This window comes from Pilimelia terevasa, assembly GCF_014647915.1.
Classification (GTDB): domain Bacteria; phylum Actinomycetota; class Actinomycetes; order Mycobacteriales; family Micromonosporaceae; genus Pilimelia; species Pilimelia terevasa.
The window spans coordinates 125,312-142,560 of sequence record NZ_BMQC01000006.1 but is presented as its reverse complement, the minus strand read 5'-3'; the positions used below and the strand labels follow the sequence as shown (position 1 = coordinate 142,560).

At 75.1% G+C, this 17,249-nt stretch carries 15 protein-coding genes; 8 read left to right on the top strand and 7 right to left on the bottom strand.

Annotated elements, in window-relative coordinates; translation table 11 throughout:
- Positions 1–32 precede the first annotated feature (32 nt).
- Positions 33–485, top strand: coding sequence for a MarR family transcriptional regulator (locus IEY75_RS10435; RefSeq protein WP_189114071.1), 453 nt, complete (start codon positions 33–35; stop codon positions 483–485).
- A gap of 127 nt (positions 486–612) precedes the next feature.
- Here IEY75_RS10435 and IEY75_RS10430 read toward each other — a convergent pair whose 3' ends face one another.
- The 3 genes from IEY75_RS10430 to IEY75_RS10420 form a co-directional block, all read right to left on the bottom strand.
- Positions 613–1,782, bottom strand: a complete 1,170-nt coding sequence (locus IEY75_RS10430) for a PP2C family protein-serine/threonine phosphatase (RefSeq protein ID WP_189114070.1) — start codon at positions 1,780–1,782, stop codon at positions 613–615.
- Positions 1,783–2,074: 292 nt separating this feature from the next.
- Complete coding sequence (locus IEY75_RS10425) at positions 2,075–2,431, bottom strand: PRC-barrel domain-containing protein (RefSeq protein ID WP_189114069.1); 357 nt, start codon at positions 2,429–2,431, stop codon at positions 2,075–2,077.
- 111 nt (positions 2,432–2,542) lie between these two features.
- The gene (locus IEY75_RS10420) at positions 2,543–3,580 is read right to left on the bottom strand and encodes a GDSL-type esterase/lipase family protein (RefSeq protein ID WP_189114068.1); all 1,038 of its coding nucleotides are present in this window, start codon (positions 3,578–3,580) and stop codon (positions 2,543–2,545) included.
- A gap of 519 nt (positions 3,581–4,099) precedes the next feature.
- Here IEY75_RS10420 and IEY75_RS10415 point away from each other — a divergent pair.
- A complete protein-coding gene (locus IEY75_RS10415; RefSeq protein ID WP_189114067.1) occupies positions 4,100–4,657 on the top strand; it encodes a superoxide dismutase family protein in 558 nt (185 codons plus the stop codon).
- 7 nt (positions 4,658–4,664) lie between these two features.
- Here IEY75_RS10415 and IEY75_RS10410 read toward each other — a convergent pair whose 3' ends face one another.
- On the bottom strand, positions 4,665–5,189 hold the full coding sequence (locus tag IEY75_RS10410; RefSeq protein WP_189114066.1) for a DinB family protein: 525 nt from the start codon (positions 5,187–5,189) through the stop codon (positions 4,665–4,667).
- Between the two features lie 53 nt (positions 5,190–5,242).
- On the opposite strand from IEY75_RS10410, the gene IEY75_RS10405 reads away from it, so the two are divergent.
- Positions 5,243–5,515 (top strand): hypothetical protein, encoded by a 273-nt coding sequence (locus IEY75_RS10405; protein ID WP_189114065.1) that lies wholly within the window; start codon positions 5,243–5,245, stop codon positions 5,513–5,515.
- Complete coding sequence (locus IEY75_RS10400; RefSeq protein WP_189114064.1) at positions 5,512–5,835, top strand: hypothetical protein; 324 nt, start codon at positions 5,512–5,514, stop codon at positions 5,833–5,835. The genes IEY75_RS10405 and IEY75_RS10400 overlap by 4 nt, the downstream gene beginning before the upstream one ends.
- A gap of 7 nt (positions 5,836–5,842) precedes the next feature.
- Here IEY75_RS10400 and IEY75_RS10395 read toward each other — a convergent pair whose 3' ends face one another.
- Positions 5,843–7,459, bottom strand: a complete 1,617-nt coding sequence (locus IEY75_RS10395; protein ID WP_189114063.1) for an alkaline phosphatase D family protein — start codon at positions 7,457–7,459, stop codon at positions 5,843–5,845.
- Positions 7,460–7,514: 55 nt separating this feature from the next.
- On the opposite strand from IEY75_RS10395, the gene ftsY reads away from it, so the two are divergent.
- From ftsY to IEY75_RS10380, 3 genes are all read left to right on the top strand, one after another.
- A complete protein-coding gene (ftsY, locus tag IEY75_RS10390) occupies positions 7,515–8,789 on the top strand; it encodes a signal recognition particle-docking protein FtsY (protein ID WP_189114062.1) in 1,275 nt (424 codons plus the stop codon).
- Between the two features lie 133 nt (positions 8,790–8,922).
- Positions 8,923–12,228 (top strand): S8 family serine peptidase, encoded by a 3,306-nt coding sequence (locus IEY75_RS10385; RefSeq protein WP_189114061.1) that lies wholly within the window; start codon positions 8,923–8,925, stop codon positions 12,226–12,228.
- Between the two features lie 180 nt (positions 12,229–12,408).
- A complete protein-coding gene (locus tag IEY75_RS10380; protein WP_189114060.1) occupies positions 12,409–13,410 on the top strand; it encodes a trypsin-like serine peptidase in 1,002 nt (333 codons plus the stop codon).
- A gap of 397 nt (positions 13,411–13,807) precedes the next feature.
- Here IEY75_RS10380 and IEY75_RS10375 read toward each other — a convergent pair whose 3' ends face one another.
- Entirely contained in the window at positions 13,808–14,533 is a 726-nt protein-coding gene (locus IEY75_RS10375; protein WP_189114059.1) for a flavodoxin family protein, read from the bottom strand.
- A 208-nt stretch (positions 14,534–14,741) separates the two neighbouring features.
- On the opposite strand from IEY75_RS10375, the gene ffh reads away from it, so the two are divergent.
- Positions 14,742–16,298 (top strand): signal recognition particle protein, encoded by a 1,557-nt coding sequence (ffh, locus tag IEY75_RS10370; RefSeq protein WP_189114058.1) that lies wholly within the window; start codon positions 14,742–14,744, stop codon positions 16,296–16,298.
- 15 nt (positions 16,299–16,313) lie between these two features.
- Here the strand turns inward: ffh and IEY75_RS10365 are convergent, their stop codons facing one another.
- Positions 16,314–17,084 (bottom strand): polysaccharide deacetylase family protein, encoded by a 771-nt coding sequence (locus tag IEY75_RS10365; protein WP_189114057.1) that lies wholly within the window; start codon positions 17,082–17,084, stop codon positions 16,314–16,316.
- Positions 17,085–17,249: the final 165 nt, after the last annotated feature.

Genomic DNA, 17,249 nt, shown 5'->3' with positions numbered 1-17,249 from the left:
CCCGGCAGTGTCGGTGAGGAAGGGTGCGTCTCATGCCGCAGGTTGGTCGTCGGAGGCCCGTCGCCGGGCCCGACGCCGACAGCGTGGACGTCCTGGCCGACCTCGTCATGGAGTACACCGACCGCGCCCGGGAGGCGACCTCCCCCCGGCTCTCGCACCTCCAGTTCCAGGCGCTGACGGCGATCGACCGCCACGGCGCGCTCAACCTGGGCAGGCTCGCCGAGCTGCTGTTCACCGCGATGTCCTCCACCAGCCGGCTGTGCGACCGCCTGGAGGCCACCGGCCTCATCGAGCGGCACCCGCGGGAGGACAACCGCCGCGAGGTGGTGCTGAGCCTGTCGGGGGACGGCCGCCGGCTGCTGGCCGGCCTGCGGGCGCACCGGCGCGAGGGGATCGCGCGGGTGCTGGCCGACGACGGGCAGATCGGGCTGACCATGCGGCCGGCGCTGCGGTCGGCCGACGGCCGGCAGCGCCGGCTGGCGTGACCCGCCCGCGGGTCGGCCGCCGCCCGCCCCCGGCGCGGCGGGCGGGCTGGGCTCCGGTTCCACACTTGCCATAGTGCAACATTCGGCGGGTGCCGCGCCAACCCGCCGCCGGACGGGCGGCGGGCACTCAGGACAGCGCGCGGACATCCGCCTCCGGCGCGATCGGCGGCCGCGGCCCGTACCAGTCCAGACAGGTCACGACAGCGTCGTCGTCCAGCGGCGAGGTGCCGTGGTGGGTGAGCAGGTCGCCCACCACCGTGCGGACCGCGTCCAGGGGGGCCATGGCGCGGGTGCGGCGCAGGGCGCGCTGGAGCGCCCGCTCGGCGTACCGGTTGCCGTCGCCGCCGCGCAGCTCGGTCACGCCGTCGCTGACCACGATCAGCCGGTCGCCCGGGGTCAGCCAGACGTGCTGCGCGGTGTACTCGGTGCCGTCCTGCGCGCCCAGCGGCGGCTGCGGGGCCAGCTCGACGACGTCGAGGTCGCCGGCCCGCAGCAGCAGGACCACCGGCGAGCCGGCGTCGATGAAGGTCACCTGGCCGGTGTGCGGGTCCAGTTGCAGCAGCAGCGTCGACAGGTGCAGCTCGCCGCGGAACTGGCTGTACAGCGCCTGGTCGGCCAGGCTGGCCTGGTCGACGAGACTCAGGCCCGCGCGGCGGGCGTTGCGCAGCGCGGTGATCGCCACCGTGGTCAGCGTCGCCGCCTCCATGCCGGTACCCATGCCGTTGGTCACCGTGACCGTGAACCGGTCGTGGTCGTCGGACCAGTCGAACCCGTCGCCGCGCACCGCGTACGCCGGCTCCAACTGACCGGCGAAGTCCAGCGTGGCGGTCCGGCAGCTCCGGCCCGGCAGCAGCGCCCACTGCATCTCGGCGGCCAGGGTGAGGCGCCGGGTGCGGCGGACCCGGTCGTAGCGGTCGGTGGCCCGGTCGGCGGCCGGCAGCATGTGCGCGAGCACCGTGGCCACCTCGGCGAGCGTGGCGCTGTGCCGGGCGAGCGCCCCGGCGTCCGGCAGCGTGGCGCGCAGCACGCCGTGGCGGTCGCCGCGGATGCTGACCGGCACGTACAGGTCGGTGCCGTCCGCGACGGGCTCCTGCTGGGTGAAGCACCCGGCGGCCGGGCCGCCGGTCAGCGGCGCGGCCGGCCCGGCCGGGTCCAGGACCGGCAGCAGGGTGACGAGCTGGTAGTCGGCGAGCAGCAGCTCGACGGCGGTGACGCCCAGCTCGTCGTGCAGCGCGGCGGCCAGGACGTCGACCATCTCGTGCGCGCACGCCCGCGCCATCGCACCGATGACTGCCATGCCGGAGTTCATCGCGCGACTCCCGCCCGGCGCGTCGCGCCCCATCCGCTCCCCCTCGACACCGCCGCGCCCACCATGGTCCGCTCGCCCCTCACGTCCGCCGTCTGACGATTGCCATACGGCAACATTATGACGGTTGTCATAGTGCAACATTCAGCCCCGCCGTGGCACGGCAGGGTTACCCCGGCGGTGACAGCGGCGTGGCCTGGACGCACCGATGGGCGCGGCGAGAACGCCGCGCCCATCGGTGCGCACGTCAGGCGTGCGCCGTTCGCCGTCCCGTGTGCGCCGCTCAGGCCTGGTAGGTGCGGTCGTAGTACGAGCCGACCTCGTCCCGGTACTCGGGGCGCCGGTGGGCGTCCTCGTCGTACTCCGGGCTCGCCTTGACCTGGTCCTTCGTCCGGTCCAGGAAGACCTTCTTGTCGGCGTGGTCGATCCGGTTGATCGTGCCGGCCGGCAGCATCACCTTCTTGCCGAAGATCCACGGGCCGGTGTCGACGACCACGTAGTGCGCGTCGACCTCCTCGCTGGCGTCGTCGATGCTGCCGATGCTGCCGTCGGTGGCCTCGACGTCGTAACCGGAGAGATCCTGGCCGGTCTCGAAGCCGCTGTCGGCCCGGTAGGCGTACGGCGTGAATCGTTCGGTCATCGCGGTGATCCTCCTCAGTGGAAGTCTCCAGTGGAGATCCTGTTGGGGCCACCGGTACCCGGGCCGCGCGCGTTTCAATCGTGGGGTCCCGCGATCGGGGGAGGGTCCGGTTCAGACGGCCGACCAGTACCGGACGCGGGTGACCCGGCGCACGGTCGTGCCGTCGGCCCGCCGGACGGCGACGGTGACCGTCCGCACCCGGACCGTCTGCCACGTCAGCGCCCCGGGCCGGCCGGCGGCGGTGCCGGGGCCGGGCCGCAGGTGCCACCAGCGGCAGTACGCGCCCCGCAGCCGCCGGTGCGCGTCGACCCGCACGCGCGCGCACTGGTACCGGCTGCGCTGGGGGTCCCCGGCCTCGCTCCACGGCGCGCCGCCGCGGCGCAGGACCGGCTGGAGCGCCCGGTACCAGCGGTGGGCCAGGACCGCGTAGCCCCGCCGGTTCGGGTGCAGGCTGTCGGCGAAGTCGGAGAACACGCCGAGGGCGGCCATGTCCACGACCCGGACCCGCGGGCCGCGCCGGGCGGCGACCACCGCCAGCGACCGGTTGAACCGGGCGAGCCGCGGCTGGATGTCGACCCGCGGCGAGTTGGCCACCTGGGCCACGAGCACCGGCGCGGCCGGCGCCAGCCGCAGGAGCTGGTCCAGCAGCAGGCCGAGGCGGGCGGGCGCCCCGGCCACGCCCGGGCCGGGCAGCTTCACGTCGTTGGTCCCGACGTGCAGCAGGATGACGTCGGGGTCCGCGGCGCGGACCAGGGCCGGGGCGGCGCGGCGGAGGTCGGCGATCCGCCAGCCGGGCCGGCCGTCGTGCTGGTTGTCGGCGAAGGCGCCGGTGGCCCGGCTGCCGACGAAGTCCACCGGGACGCCCGCGCGGACCAGCCGGGCGCGCAGGCCGCGCCGCCAGCCGTCGAGGTGCGGCGCGGCGGTACCCCAGGTCAGCGAGTCGCCGAGGGCCAGGATCCGCACGGGGTCGCGGGCGGCCGCCGCCTGCCGGGCGGTCGGCGCGGGCAGCAGGGCGAGCACCGCGGCCAGGACAACGGCGGCCGTCGCGCCCGCCGCCGGGCGCCCGACCCCGAACCGCCCAGACAGCGCGGCACGGGGCGCAAACGCCCCCGCGTCCGCCCCGCACCCGGGGTCCGTGCCGTCGCCCACCCCTCAGGACTACCGTGGCACGGGCGTCCGGGCGGCCTGGTTGGCCCGACTGCTACCGAAGCGTCCGACGTTGCGCCGACCCGGCCGCCGCGGCGGCGGCCCCCGGCCCACCCGGCCGTCGCCGCGGCCCGGCCCACCGCCAGAGGACCCCCGTGCGGCGTTCCCCCGCCACCGCCCTGCTCATCGACTTCGACGTGCTCCGCCGGTACGCCGACGAGCGGGACCTCGGCTCCCGGCACGGCGTGAGCGGCGCCGAGGTCCGGGCCGGCGCGCTGGCGCCGGCCCTGCGGGTGCCGGCCCTGGCCGGCCTGCGGACCGCGGCCAGTGGCGCGACGACGTGGCCGCCGCCCTGGCCGCGTAACGCTGGACGGGCGGCCCGTCCGACGTCCGGTACGTGCGGGCGGCCCTCGGGCTGTGACGCCCGCCGGATCCGCCGGCCGCCGGGGCTGGGCCGGCGGCCGGGATTGTGTTTAGCTGGCACAACATCGAGGAACTTGGATCCGTCGAGAGGACAGTCCCATGCCAACGAACAGGCGGATGGCGGCCCTGGGCGCCGCGGCGGCGATCGGCCTCACCGGCGCGGCGCTGCCCGCCGCCGCGACCGCGGTGGGCCCCCAGCTTCTCTACGGCACCGGCACCGCGACCGACGGCGGCAGCGGCGGCGCGTACCGGTACGACGCCACGCTCGTCCCCGACGGCGCGCTGGTCCACCTCGGCTCGGCGTCGCTGAGCACCGGCGTGACGAAGACGACCCTGACCGTCCACGGCCTGCTGCCGCACCGCACGTACGGCGCCCACCTGCACGCCCTCGCGTGCGGCCCGGAGCCGGCCTCGTCCGGCGGCCACTACCAGCAGGAGCCCGGCACCGACCCGCACGCGGCGAACCCGCGGAACGAGGTCTGGCTCGACGTCACCACCGACGCCAACGGCACCGCGGTGACCGCCGCGGAGAACCCGTGGACCTACCGCGCCGCCCCCGGCTCGGTGGTGGTGCACGCCGACCCGACCAGCCACGACCACAGCAATCCCGGCGTCGCCGGTGCCCGGGTGGCCTGCCTGACGCTGGCGGCCCGCTGACGGCCGGTCAGGTGGCGGCCGCGCCGTCGATCCGCTCGCGGATCAGGTCGGCGTGGCCGTTGTGCCGGGCGTACTCCTCGACCATGTGCAGGTGCACCCAGCGGGCCGTGAAGTCGCCGCCGGGCCGGCCGCGGGAGGACACCGTGGCGTCCAGGTCGTGCCGGCCCGCCGCGGCCCGGGCCGCGGCGACCTCGGCCCGGTAGGTGGCGAAGTCGGCCTCCGCCCGGTCCGGGTCCAGGTCGTGGAAGTCGGCGTCGGCATCGGTGTCGTACGAGAACAGGCTCGGCACCGGCTCGTCGTCCAGGACGCGGCGGAACCAGTACCGCTCCACCTCGGCCAGGTGCCGGACCAGCCCGAGCAGGGTGAGCCGCGAGGGCGGTACCGAGGCGGTCGCGAGCTGTGCGCCGGTCAGGCCGGCGCACTTGGTCAGGAGCGTGGCGCGGTGGAAGTCCAGCCACGCGGCGAGCTGCGCGCGCTCGTCGCCGGTGTGGGGTACGTCGGCGCGGTCCTGCGCGGGTGCGGTCCAGGTCATGTGTCCCATCTTCGCCATTTACCGCCGTCCAGCAAGCGTTTTACACTCGCCCCATGGGGTACGACTGGTTGCCGGCGGCGCTGGAGTCGCTGCGCGGTGTCCAGCCGCACGAAGTCACCCAGGTGCTGGCCGCGCCGCGGCGGATGCCCGTGGCCGCGATCAGCGGCGGAGTCCGGATCATCACCGTCGCCGGGCGTACGCTGACGGGGCGGGCGCTCATCGTCGCGGTCCGCCGCATCGATGACTTCGACCAGCTCATCCTGGGTGCCCGGGAGTTGACACCGGCGGAGACCGCCCGGTTCGAGCAGTGGGAGGCGACGGCATGACCGGAGCGCAGTCCGAGCGTGAGCTGACCGCGGCCGCACGGGCCTTCGACCACGGGGACGTCGACTACGCCGCGCAGATCGAGGAGGACCCGCCGCCGCCCGCCGAGACCGAGCCGATGGTGATGCGCGGCGTCCGGCTGCCCGTCGAGCTGGACCGCCGCGTCCGGGCCGCCGCCGAGCGGGCCGGCATCCCGTTCTCCACCCTCATCCGGGAGTGGATCGAGCTGGGTCTCACCGAGGCCGAGGACGACCGGACGATCCCGCTGGCCGCCCTCCGGCGGGCCATCGCCCACGCGACCCAGAGCATCCGCGCGGCCTGAGCCGCACTCACCCCCGCTCCGGCCCGCCGGTCAGCGGTACCGAGGCCAGCGGGCGCAGCGTCCCCTCCTTCGTGGTCGCCTCGAAGTCCACGTGCGCCGCCCGCCCGGACAGCCGGAGTGTGGCGACCGCGTTGCCGAAGAACGGGCCGGCCAGCCGCCGCCAGCGCAGGGACGGCCGCGGCAGCCCCGCCAGCCGGGCCAGCGCCCGTCCGGCCACCGCGGCGCCGCGCGACCAGCCCAGCCGCAGGAACGGCCGCATGAAGCCGGGCACGTCGTTGTGCAGCGGCGAGCAGGTGAGCTGGTGCACCGGCGCGCGCACCGCGCTGTTGTACCGGGCCCGCGCGACGTACGAGTGGTGCACGTCGCCCGAGAGCACGCTGATCGTCGCCGGCCCCCGCGCGGCCGAGCCGATCTCCGCGCACAGCGCGACCAGCCGGTCGAACGACGCCCGGAAGGCGCCCCAGTGCTCCAGGTCCACCGCCAGCCGCAGCCGCTCGCCGCACGCCCGGACCCCGGCCCGGCCGGACTCGGCCAGGCGCTCGCTGAGGTTCTCCAGGTGGTGGACCGCGGGCGGCAGCAGCCACGGTAGGGACGCGCCGATGACGAGGTGGTCCGGCGGGTCGGCGACCTGCGCGGCGAGCCAGTGCCAGTCCCGCTCGGCCAGCATCGACCGGCGGCCGGGCTCCAGGACCCGGTCGGCGCGGTTGTCCAGCATGACCAGGCGGGTGCGGTCGAGGTCGACCACGTAGCTCCACCGGTACCTGCCGCCGTCGGCGGTCACCTCCCGGACGGCGCCGGTGGCGTCCGCGGCGTCGTGCAGCCGGGCGTACAGCGGATCCTCGGCGAGCTGCGCGGGCGCCAGGTTGCCGAGGTGCTGGTAGATCCAGTACGAGGCCAGACCGGCGGCGATCCGCTCCGGCCACCAGGGCTGGCGGCGGATCTCCTCCCGCCAGAAGGCCGAGGAGTTCCAGTCGTCGATGACCTCGTGGTCATCGAAGATCATCACGGAGGGGACGGTGGCGAGCAGCCAGGCGATCTCCGGGTCCCGCCACGACTCGCGGTACAGCCCCGTGTACTCCTCGTACGTCATCACCTGGTCCTGCGGCGCGTGCGCCGGCCGGCGGCGCTGGCGCAGCCAGCGCCGGACGACCGTGGAGGTCTCGTCGGCGTAGACCTGGTCGCCGAGCAGCACCAGCAGGTCTGGGCGGGGCGTCGACGGGTCCGCCGCCAGCCGCCGCGCGTAGGCGTCCAGGGCGTCCGGCGGCAGCCCGCGGCCGCTGGTCCGCTCGGTCGCCTCGCGGCACGAGCCGAACACCAGGTGGACCGGGTCCCCGGCGCCGCGGGTGCGGATCACCGCCGCCGGGTGCGCGGTGCGCTCCGGGTCCGGCCAGGCCGGCGCGCCGTCGACCAGCACCTCGTACGGCGTGGCCGCGGCCGGCGGCAGGCCGCTGACGACGACGAGGGCGTAGTGGTGGCCGTACGCGCTGAAGGTCCGCGCCCGGCCCGCCGCCGCCCCCGCCCGCACCTCGACCGTCGCCGGGTCGCTCAGCTCCAGCCAGACGGTGGCCTGGTCGCCGACGACGCGGCGCAGCAGCGGGCCGATCACGATCGACGGTGCTGACACGGCGAACCTCCGGGGCAAAGGGATCAGCATCCTGCCGGTCTGCCAGGATTTCAGCATGGATCCCGTGCTTGCCGTCATCATCCTCCTGGGCGTGCTCCTGCTCGGCGCGGTGGCCCTCCTCGCGCCCCGGCTGCGCCGCCGCCCGACCGCGCCGCCGGCCGGGGAGGGGGCCACCACGGGCGCCACCGCGGTACCGGCGACGACGACGCTGCCCACCCCGCGCCCGCACGAGGATTCCGCCGGGGCCGCGCCGCAGCCGCCGGCCGTGCCCGCCGAGGCGCCCGCCCCGGCGGAGCCCGGACCGCCGGCGCCCGCCCCGACCGAGGAGCCCGCGCCGACCCGGGAGCCCGCCCCGACCGAGGAGCCCGCCGGTGCCGGGGCGGCGGAGGCCGGGGTCGAGGCACCCGCGCCCACGGCCGGGCGGCTGGTCCGGCTCCGCGGCCGCCTGGCCCGCTCGCAGGGCCTGCTCGGCCGGGGCCTGCTGAGCCTGCTGGCCCGCGACCACCTCGACGAGGACGCCTGGGAGGAGATCGAGGAGAGCCTGATCGGCGCCGACGTCGGGCTCGACGCGACCACCGAGATCGTCGGCCGGCTCCGCGCGCGGGTGAAGGTCCTCGGCACCCGCAGCCCCGCCGAGCTGCGGGCGCTGCTGGCCGAGGAGCTGGTCGCCGTCCTCGACCCCGCGCTGGACCGCTCGCTCGCCGCGACCCCCACCGGCGGTATGCCCGCGGTCCTGCTCGTCGTCGGCGTCAACGGCGCTGGGAAGACCACCACCTGCGGCAAGATCGCCCGGGTGCTCGTCGCCGACGGGCACACCGTCGTGCTGGGCGCCGCCGACACCTTCCGCGCCGCTGCCGCCGACCAGCTCACCACCTGGGCGTCCCGGGTCGGCGCGGAGGTCGTCCGGGGACCCGAGGGCGGCGACCCGGCGAGCGTCGCCTTCGACGCCGTCCGGCGCGGCATCGACGCCGGTACCGACACCGTCCTCATCGACACCGCCGGCCGGCTCCAGAACAAGGTCGGGCTGATGGACGAGCTGGGCAAGGTCAAGCGGGTCGCCGAGAAGCACGGCCCGGTCGCCGAGACCCTGCTCGTCCTCGACGCGACGACGGGACAGAACGGTCTGGAGCAGGCCCGCGTGTTCACCGAGGCGGTGAACGTGACCGGCGTGGTGCTCACCAAGCTCGACGGTACGGCCAAGGGCGGCATCGTCATCGCCGTGCAGCGGCGCCTCGGCATCCCGGTCAAGCTCGTCGGCCTGGGCGAGGGCCCCGACGACCTCGCGCCGTTCGAGCCGGCCGCCTTCGTCGACGCGCTCCTCGCCGACTGAAGCCCGGCCGGGCGCCGGCCCGGCTTCCCCGGCCGGGCGTCACACCGGAGTGTCGGAAGCCGGACAGGTCGTCGCCCGGGAGGCGTCCAATCTGGTGGGATCGCGGGTACCACATCCACCGTTTGGAGGATCCGTGCCTCATCGGTCCAGAACGACGACGGCGGCCGCCCTGGGCGCCGCCCTGCTCGGCGGCGGACTGGCCGCGGCCCCCGCCGCCGCCGCCCCGCCCGCGCGCCCGCCGGCCGCCCGACCCGCGCCGGCCGCCGCGGCCGGGGCGGTCACCCTGCTCACGGGCGACCGGGTGGAGGTGCGGGCCGACGGCGGCGTCGTGGCGCGCCCCGGTCCCGGCCGGACGGGAATGACCTTCGTCGGCCAGCGCGCCGGTCGGTCCGTCCTGGTAATCCCGCGCGACGCCGTCAGCCTGCTCGCCGCGGGGAAGTTGGACCAGCGGCTGTTCCGCGTGGACGAGATCCTGGCGGCCAACCGGGCCCGGCGCAGCGACGCGGTCCGGCTCATCGTCGCCGCCCCCGCGGGCGCGGCGGCCGCCCGGGCCGCGGTCACCGCGACGCCGGGCGGCGCGGCCCGGCCGCTGCCGGCCATCGGCGCCCTGGCCGTGAGCGCCGGGGCGGGCCAGGCCGCCGCGCTGTGGCGCGGCATCACCGCGGACACCGGCCAGGCCCGCCAGCTCCGCGGCGGGCTGGGCAAGGTCTGGCTCGACGGCGTACGCCAGGTGTCGCTCGACAAGAGCGTGCCGCAGACCGGCGCGCCCGCCGCGTGGGCCGCCGGCCTGGACGGCGCCGGGGTCAAGGTGGCGGTGCTGGACACCGGGGTCGACGCGACCCACCCGGACCTCGCCGGCCGGGTCGCCGCCGCGCGCAGCTTCGGCACCGACACCGGCGACCCGGGGGTCGACAAGGTCGGCCACGGTACCCACGTCGCCTCCACCGTCGCCGGCTCCGGCGCTGCGTCGCAGGGGCGGCGCAAGGGCATGGCGCCGCAGGTGTCCCTGCTCAACGGCAAGGTCTGCGCGTCGGAGATGTGCGACGAGAGCGCGATCGTCGAGGGCATGACCTGGGCGGCCGAGCAGGGCGCGCGGGTGGTGAACCTGAGCCTCGGCGGCAGCGACACGATCGGCGAGGACCCGCTGGAGCAGGCGGTCAACGGCCTCAGCGCGCGACACCGGACGCTGTTCGTCGTCGCGGCCGGCAACTCCTACGGGCTGGGCCAGGTCGGCTCCCCGTCGACGGCCGACGCCGCCCTGTCGGTCGCCGCGGTCGACGGCGCCGGCCAGGTCACCGCGTTCTCCTCGAAGGGCCTGCGCGAGGACGGGGCCGTGAAGCCGGAGATCGCCGCGCCGGGCCTGGACATCAACGCCGCGCGCAGCGCGCAGAGCCCGGGCAGCGGGCCGTACACCACGATGTCGGGCACCTCGATGGCCACCCCGCACGTCGCCGGTGCCGCCGCGCTGCTCGCCCAGCGGCACCCGGAGTGGACCGGGGACCACCTCAAGCGCGCGCTCGTGGCGTACGCCAAGCCCACGGTCGGCACCGCGGTACACGCCCAGGGGGCCGGGCAGGTCGACGTCGCGGCCGCGGTCCGCGCGTCGGTGCTGCCGGGTACCGCCTCGGTCAACTTCCCGCGTCAGCTCTGGCCGCACGACGACGACCAGCCGGTCAGCCGGTCCGTCTCCTATGTCAACCCCGGTACCGCCCCGGTGACGCTGGCGCTGCGGCTGGACATGGGCACCGCCGACGGCACCCCCGCGCCGTCGGGCATGTTCACCCTGGCCGCCAGCCAGGTCACCGTCGCCCCGGGTACCACGGCGACAGTCGACCTGACGGCGCGCACCGCCGTCGAGGGCGCCCTCGGCGACTACGCCGGCACGGTCACGGCGACCGCGCCGGGCGTCTCGCTGCGCACCCCGGTGGGCATCCAGCGCGACAGCGAGCGGTACGACGTCACGGTCAGGACGCTGGACCGCGACGGCCTCCCGGCGGTCGGCCTGACCCTGATGGCGGACATGGCCGGTCAGATGTTCATGGCCACCAGCCGGCCCGGCGTCGACCAGCCGCAACTCCGGCTGGCCAAGGGCACGTTCGCCGCGGCGTTCATCAGCATCCCGGTCGACGGGACCAAGCCGGCCGCGTTCATGGTCCACCCGGCGTACCGGGTGTCGCGCACGACCACCATCACGGCCGACGCGCGGATCACCAGACCGGTCGTCACGCGGGTCCCGCACGCCGACGCCCGGGACCTCGGCGTGGTCATGGCCCCGACGTTCACCGACCGGCCGTCCGAGACGGCCCTGATGTTCGGCGACTCGCCCCGGCCCGGCGGCGCGTCGATGTACGTGGGCCAGCTCGGCCCGAAGATCAGCTACCCGCACCTGCGCACCATGGTCCAGGTCACCAAGCTGCACCCGGAGGGCGACGGCCGCCGCAACCGCGGGTACGGCTACAACCTGGCGTGGGCCGTCCAGGGGCGGGTGCCGACGGGCTTCGCCCGCACCGTCTCCGGTGACCAGCTCGCGACGGTCACCACCGACATCGCCGACGTCGGCCTGGGGACCGGCGCCAAGTTCAACATGGCCCAGATGGGCACGCCGATGATGTCGATGGGGGTCAGCGAGGCGCTCCCGCGCCCGTACGTCATGACGGAGTACTTCCTCAACGACAGCCCGGACCTCCGCTGGCAGAGCGACACCATGGAGGGCACGATCGCCGAGGACGCGACGATGCTCGGCACGATGGACACGCCGCGGCGCTACGAGCCCGGCCGCGGGTACTTCGAGAAGTGGAACAGGGGGGTGTTCGGCCCGGCCGTCAGGTCGGACGACGCGCCGGTGCGGATGGGGCAGGGCACCATGAGCATCTGTCCCGCCCTGCTCGACGACGGCGCCGGCCGGGCCGGCTTCGGCACCCTGGCGGGGACGGTCACGGTCCGCCGGGACGGCGCCGAGCTGGGTCGGCTGGACGAGCTGTGCGGCCAGCTGCCGGTGCCGGCGGGCACGGCCCGGTACGAGGTGGACGTGGTGGCGCGGATGCGCGACCTCGCGGTGAGCACGGAGACCCGGACGCGGTACGCGTTCACCCAGGCGCCGCCGGCCCAGGGGGAGGTGACCCCCGACGCCGCCGCCGTCCGGTTCAGCCCGGCGTTGGACGACCGCAACGCCAGCCCGCGGGGCGCCCGGATCGAGGTGCCGGTGCTCGTGCAGCGCACGGGTGCCCCGGGTCGCCTGAAGTCGGTCACCGCGCAGGTGTCCTACGACGACGGCCGCACGTGGGCGGGCCTGGAGCTGACCCGGCGCGGCGACGGCCGGTACACCTACCAGGCGCAGAACCCCGCCGCGCCGGGCTTCGCGTCCCTGCGGGCGGTGGTGACCGACCAGGCCGGCAACACCACGGAGCAGACGACGATCCGGGCGTACCGGATCGGCTGACCGCCGAGCACGCGGTGCCCGCGGCCACGCCGGCCGCGGGCACCGCGCCGTGCCGGGGACGGACGCGCCGGCCGCGGTCCGGGTCGGCACCTAGGGAAATCACGGATGTTAGGGCCGCCCGCCGCTGCGAGGGTGGTGTCGGGCGGCACGCCAGCGCCCGCCACACCCAGGGAGGCATCAGTGAGACCTCGCACCACGGCCGGCGTCATCGCCGCGCTCTGTGTCGCCGTCCTGCCGCTCGGCGCCGCGCCCGTCGCGGCGGCGCGGCCACCGGCCGCGGTCCTCGACCCCGAGGACAAGGACTCCACCGAGGGCACCGTCGAGGCGTCCGCCGACGCCCCGCCGGGCCGGGACACCGCGGAGCGGATCCGGAAGTACTGGACGGCCGACCGGCTCAGCCGCGCGCCGTACGCCGATCCGGCCCACACCGTCAGCGACCCCGACGACCCCCAGCGGGACCCGGACGAGGACGAGGACACCGCCGGCCCGACCCGACCTGACACCCGCGCGACCGGCCGGGCGGTCATGTCCCGCCCCGTCGGCATGATCTTCTTTCACGACCCGGTGGCGAAGAAGGACATGCGCTGCTCGGGCTCGGTCGTCCGCAGCACGCACAAGATGCTGGTCGCCACCGCCGGGCACTGCGTGCACACCGGCAAGGGCGGCCGGTGGGTGCAGAACCTGGTCTTCATCCCCGGCTACGACGTCAAGGGCACGGAGCACGTCCGGCCGCACGGCACGTTCGCGGCGGAGAAGGTCCGCGCGATGAACGGCTGGACCAAGCGGTCCAACCAGGGCCGGGACGTGGCGTTCTTCCGCGTCACGAAAAGCGACCTCGGCAAGGGCCTGGAGTCCGAGGTGGGCGCCCAGGGCTACGCGTTCGGCGGCCGGCGCTTCGGGGTCAAGGTGACGGCGATCGGGTACCCGTCGAGCCACAAGTTCACGGGCAACGCGCAGCAGAAGAAGTGCGCCGACGCGACGCGCCGCTCGGGTCAATGGAAGCAGCTCCGGATCGACTGCGACCTCACCAAGGGCGCCAGCGGCGGACCGTGGCTGCGCGACTACGCCGACGGCTACGGCCGGATCATGAGCGTGAACAGCAACATGCCGAAGGCGGAGAAGGAGGTGGACGGCCCCCAGTTCGACCTGGCCGTCCGCGCCATGTACCGCAAGATTGACTGACCACCCACCCTCGGCCCGCTCCCGGCTCCGCCGGCCCGTTCGCCCCGCTCGCCTGTCGATTTCAGCTCCCCGCAGCAACGACCAGAACAAATCGACGCACGACGATGAAGGGCGGACGGGTCGGCAGGCCCTGGTAGCTCATCGAAACGACCTCCTGTGTCGCCCAGCGGGGCGAGTCATCGTGGAGCCACGCGCACCCGGGCCGGCAGCGACGACAGCGCAAGGTGCCGGCCGAGGTGCGGGCGCGTCGTACGGAGTTCGCGGACGAGCACGGTCTGAAACGCCACCGGCTGGGCTGCTCCGAACGTCCTGACGTGGGACAGCCCGGAGCAGGCCGAGCCGCGCACGGTGTCCAGCTAGGGCGACGCGGTCCGGGCAGGGCCAGCGTCAGCCGCCGTCAGCCGCCGCGCTGGGACGTGCTCAGGTTCGTGAAGTCGAACCGGCGGCCGGCGTCCCAGGCCGCCCGCTGGTTGCCGTGGGCGGGGATGCCGCCCCCGTGCTTGAGCATGCGGGCCAGGTGCATGAGGTTCCAGGTCATGAAGGTCAGATTGCGGTTGACGAAGTCGTTCTCCGGCCCGCCGGAGCCCTCGTCCAGGTAGGACGGGCCCGGCCCGGCCGGGCCCATCCATCCGGCGTCGGCCTGCGGCGGGACGACGTAGCCGAGGTGCTGGAGGCTGTACAGGATGTTCATGGCGCAGTGCTTGACGCCGTCCTCGTTGCCGGTGATCAGGCAGCCGCCGACGCGCCCGTAGTAGGCGTACTGGCCCGCGTCGTTGAGCTGCCCGGAGTTGCCGTACAGCCGCTCGATGACCCGCTTGGTGACCGAGCTGTTGTCGCCCAGCCAGATCGGGCCGGCCAGCACGAGGATATCGGCGGCCTGCACCCGGCGGTACAGCTCCGGCCACTCGTCGGTGGCGGCGCCGTGGGCGCGCATGTCGGGGTACACGCCCGCGGCGATGTCGTGGTCGACGGCGCGGAACTCGTCCACCTCGACGCCGCGCTTCTCCATGATCTGGCGGCTCAGGGCCACGAGGCCGCCGGTGTGGCTGCGCTCGGGGGACGGCTTGAGCGTGCAGTTGACGAAAAGGGCACGGAGGCCGTCGAAGCGCCATTCTTCAGTCATGGCGACCAGCCTGCCAGGCCCGACGGGGCCGCGGAGGCCGACAGCGTGGCTCGTCCGGGGTAGGGCCGCGGGAGGGAGCCCGCCGCGCGGGGCGTCGGAGGGCCGGCCGGGAGCCGGGGTACCCGGGCGGAGCCGGCCGGCGGCTACGCTGGCAGGCGGGCCCGCAGGCCCCGACCGCCGCTGGACCGACGCATGGGACGTAGCCACCGTGTTCGACACCCTGAGTGACCGCCTCTCCGGCATCTTCACCAAGCTGCGCGGGAAGGGCCGGCTGACCGACGCGGACGTCGACGCCACCGCCCGGGAGATCCGGCTGGCGCTGCTGGAGGCCGACGTCGCCCTGCCGGTGGTCAAGGCGTTCATCCACGCGGTGAAGACCCGCGCGCGCGGAGCCGAGGTCTCTCAGGCGCTCAACCCGGCCCAGCAGATCATCAAGATCGTTCACGACGAGCTGGTGGGCGTCCTGGGCGGCGAGGCGCGCCGGCTCCAGTTCGCCAAGCACCCGCCGACCGTGATCATGCTCGCCGGCCTCCAGGGCGCGGGAAAGACGACGTTCGCCGGCAAGCTGGCCGGCCTGCTCAAGGGCCAGGGGCACCAGCCCCTGCTCGTCGCCTGCGACCTCCAGCGCCCCAACGCGGTCAACCAGCTCCAGGTCGTCGGCGAGCGGGTCGGCGTCGAGGTCTACGCACCGCAGCCGGGCAGCGGCGTCGGCGACCCGGTGCAGGTGGCCCGCGACTCCGTCGCCCACGCCACCCGCGCGGCCCGCGACATCGTGATCGTCGACACCGCCGGCCGGCTCGGCATCGACGGCGAGATGATGGCCCAGGCGGCCGCCATCCGCGACGCGGTGGAGCCGGACGAGACGCTGTTCGTCATCGACGCGATGGTGGGCCAGGACGCGGTCGCCACCGCCGAGGCGTTCCGGGACGGCGTGGGGATCACCGGCGTCGTGCTGTCCAAGCTGGACGGCGACGCCCGCGGCGGCGCGGCGCTGTCGGTGCGGCACGTCACCGGCCAGCCGATCATGTACGCGTCGACGGGCGAGAAGCTGACCGACGTCGATGTCTTCCACCCCGAGCGGATGGCCAGCCGGATCCTCGGCATGGGCGACATGCTCACCCTGATCGAGCAGGCCGAGCAGGCCTTCGACGCCGATCAGAAGGAGAAGATGGCGGCGAAGCTGCTCGGTGGCGAGCAGTTCACGCTGGAGGACTTCCTCGACCAGCTCACCGCGGTCCGCCGGATGGGGCCCATCGCCAACGTGCTCGGGATGCTGCCGGGCATGAACCAGATGAAGGACCAGCTCGCCGAGCTGGACGACAGCCACTTCGACCGGATCACGGCGATCATCCGGTCGATGACGCCGGCCGAGCGCACCACCCCGAAGATCATCAACGGCTCGCGGCGGGTGCGGATCGCCAACGGCTCCGGGGTGACCGTCATGGAGGTCAACCAGCTACTCAACCGGTTCGGCCAGGCGCAGAAGATGATGAAGCAGATGGGCGGCATGATGGGCCTGCCCGGCAGCCGGCGCAAGGCCACCAAGTCGCCCAAGAACAAGCGCAAGGGCAAGTCCGGCGGCAACCGTCCGCGCACCGGCGGCGGGCTGCCCGGAGTGGGCGGGCTGCCCGGGGGCCTGCCGGGCGGGATGCCGCAGCTCCCCCCGGGGCTGGACCCGGGCGCGCCGGGCGGTGGCGGGTTCACGCTGCCCAATCTGGACTTCACGAAGCTGACCAAGCGCGACGAGGACCCCCGCGAGCAGTAGCGCGGCGGGCGTCGGTCAGACGACCCCGAAGCGGTAGCCGCGCGCCTTGAGGGTGGCGATGGTGCGGTCCAGCGCCGCGACGGTGTTCGCACGGTTGCCGCCGCCGTCGTGCATGAGGACCACGTTCAGGCGGTCCTTGCGGACGGCGCCGAGGATGTGGGCGCGGATCCGGTTGGCGCCGGGGCGCTCCCAGTCCTGGGTGTCGATGTTCCACTTGACCGGGCGCAGGCCGCAGCTCGCGACGATCGCGGTGGTCCGGGCGTCCGTGGCGCCGTAGGGGAACCGGAACGACGTGGGGGTGACGCCGGTGGCCTGGCGCAGGAGGCGCTGCTGCCGGGTGATCTGGCTGCGGGCCCCGTCGTCGCTGAGCGTGCGCATGTCGGGGTGGTCCCAGGTGTGGTTGCCGATCCGGTGCCCCTCGCGCACGATCCGCCGGGCCAGGACCGGGTGCTTCTGCGTCTCCACGCCCAGGGCGAAGAACGTGGCGCGGACGCCGTGGCGTTTCAGGACCTTCAGGATCCCCGGGGTGTAGGCGGAGGGCCCGTCGTCGAACGTGAGCGCGACCACGCCGCGGCGGCTCGCCCCGGTCCGCATCTGCGAGACGTGGGCCAGCCGGGCGGGGAAGTCGGTCAGGTCCGGGCTGGCGGCGGGGGTCGGCGTGGCGGCGGCCGGGGGCGCGGCGGCGGGTTCGTCCACCGCCAGGAAGCTCGCGGCCGCCAGACCCAGCGCCAGCGCCAGGCCCAGCGGCCCGAGCCGGCGGGCGTGGGCGGGTCGGATGTGCGGCATGGTCGGCCTCCGGTCGCGCGGCGCGTCTGGTGTGATGTGTGCGGTGCGGGTCCGCCGTGGCCGACACCGGTCGGGCCGCGGAGGATGCGCGGTTATCGGACGGTACGGAGAACGCCGCCGCTCCCAGCAGAGGGAAATGGCCACTGTGCGGTGGCCGCGGGGCGT

Excerpts from the sequence above, each read along its gene's own strand:
- IEY75_RS10375 (WP_189114059.1), bottom strand. The coding sequence starts at position 14,533 with ATGACTGAAGAATGGCGCTTCGACGGCCTCCGTGCCCTTTTCGTCAAC.
- IEY75_RS10435 (WP_189114071.1), top strand. The coding sequence starts at position 33 with ATGCCGCAGGTTGGTCGTCGGAGGCCCGTCGCCGGGCCCGACGCCGAC.
- ftsY (WP_189114062.1), top strand. The coding sequence starts at position 7,515 with ATGGATCCCGTGCTTGCCGTCATCATCCTCCTGGGCGTGCTCCTGCTC.
- IEY75_RS10425 (WP_189114069.1), bottom strand. The coding sequence starts at position 2,431 with ATGACCGAACGATTCACGCCGTACGCCTACCGGGCCGACAGCGGCTTC.
- IEY75_RS10410 (WP_189114066.1), bottom strand. The coding sequence starts at position 5,189 with ATGACCTGGACCGCACCCGCGCAGGACCGCGCCGACGTACCCCACACC.
- IEY75_RS10405 (WP_189114065.1), top strand. The coding sequence starts at position 5,243 with ATGGGGTACGACTGGTTGCCGGCGGCGCTGGAGTCGCTGCGCGGTGTC.
- IEY75_RS10415 (WP_189114067.1), top strand. The coding sequence starts at position 4,100 with ATGCCAACGAACAGGCGGATGGCGGCCCTGGGCGCCGCGGCGGCGATC.
- IEY75_RS10365 (WP_189114057.1), bottom strand. The coding sequence starts at position 17,084 with ATGCCGCACATCCGACCCGCCCACGCCCGCCGGCTCGGGCCGCTGGGC.
- IEY75_RS10430 (WP_189114070.1), bottom strand. The coding sequence starts at position 1,782 with ATGGCAGTCATCGGTGCGATGGCGCGGGCGTGCGCGCACGAGATGGTC.
- IEY75_RS10400 (WP_189114064.1), top strand. The coding sequence starts at position 5,512 with ATGACCGGAGCGCAGTCCGAGCGTGAGCTGACCGCGGCCGCACGGGCC.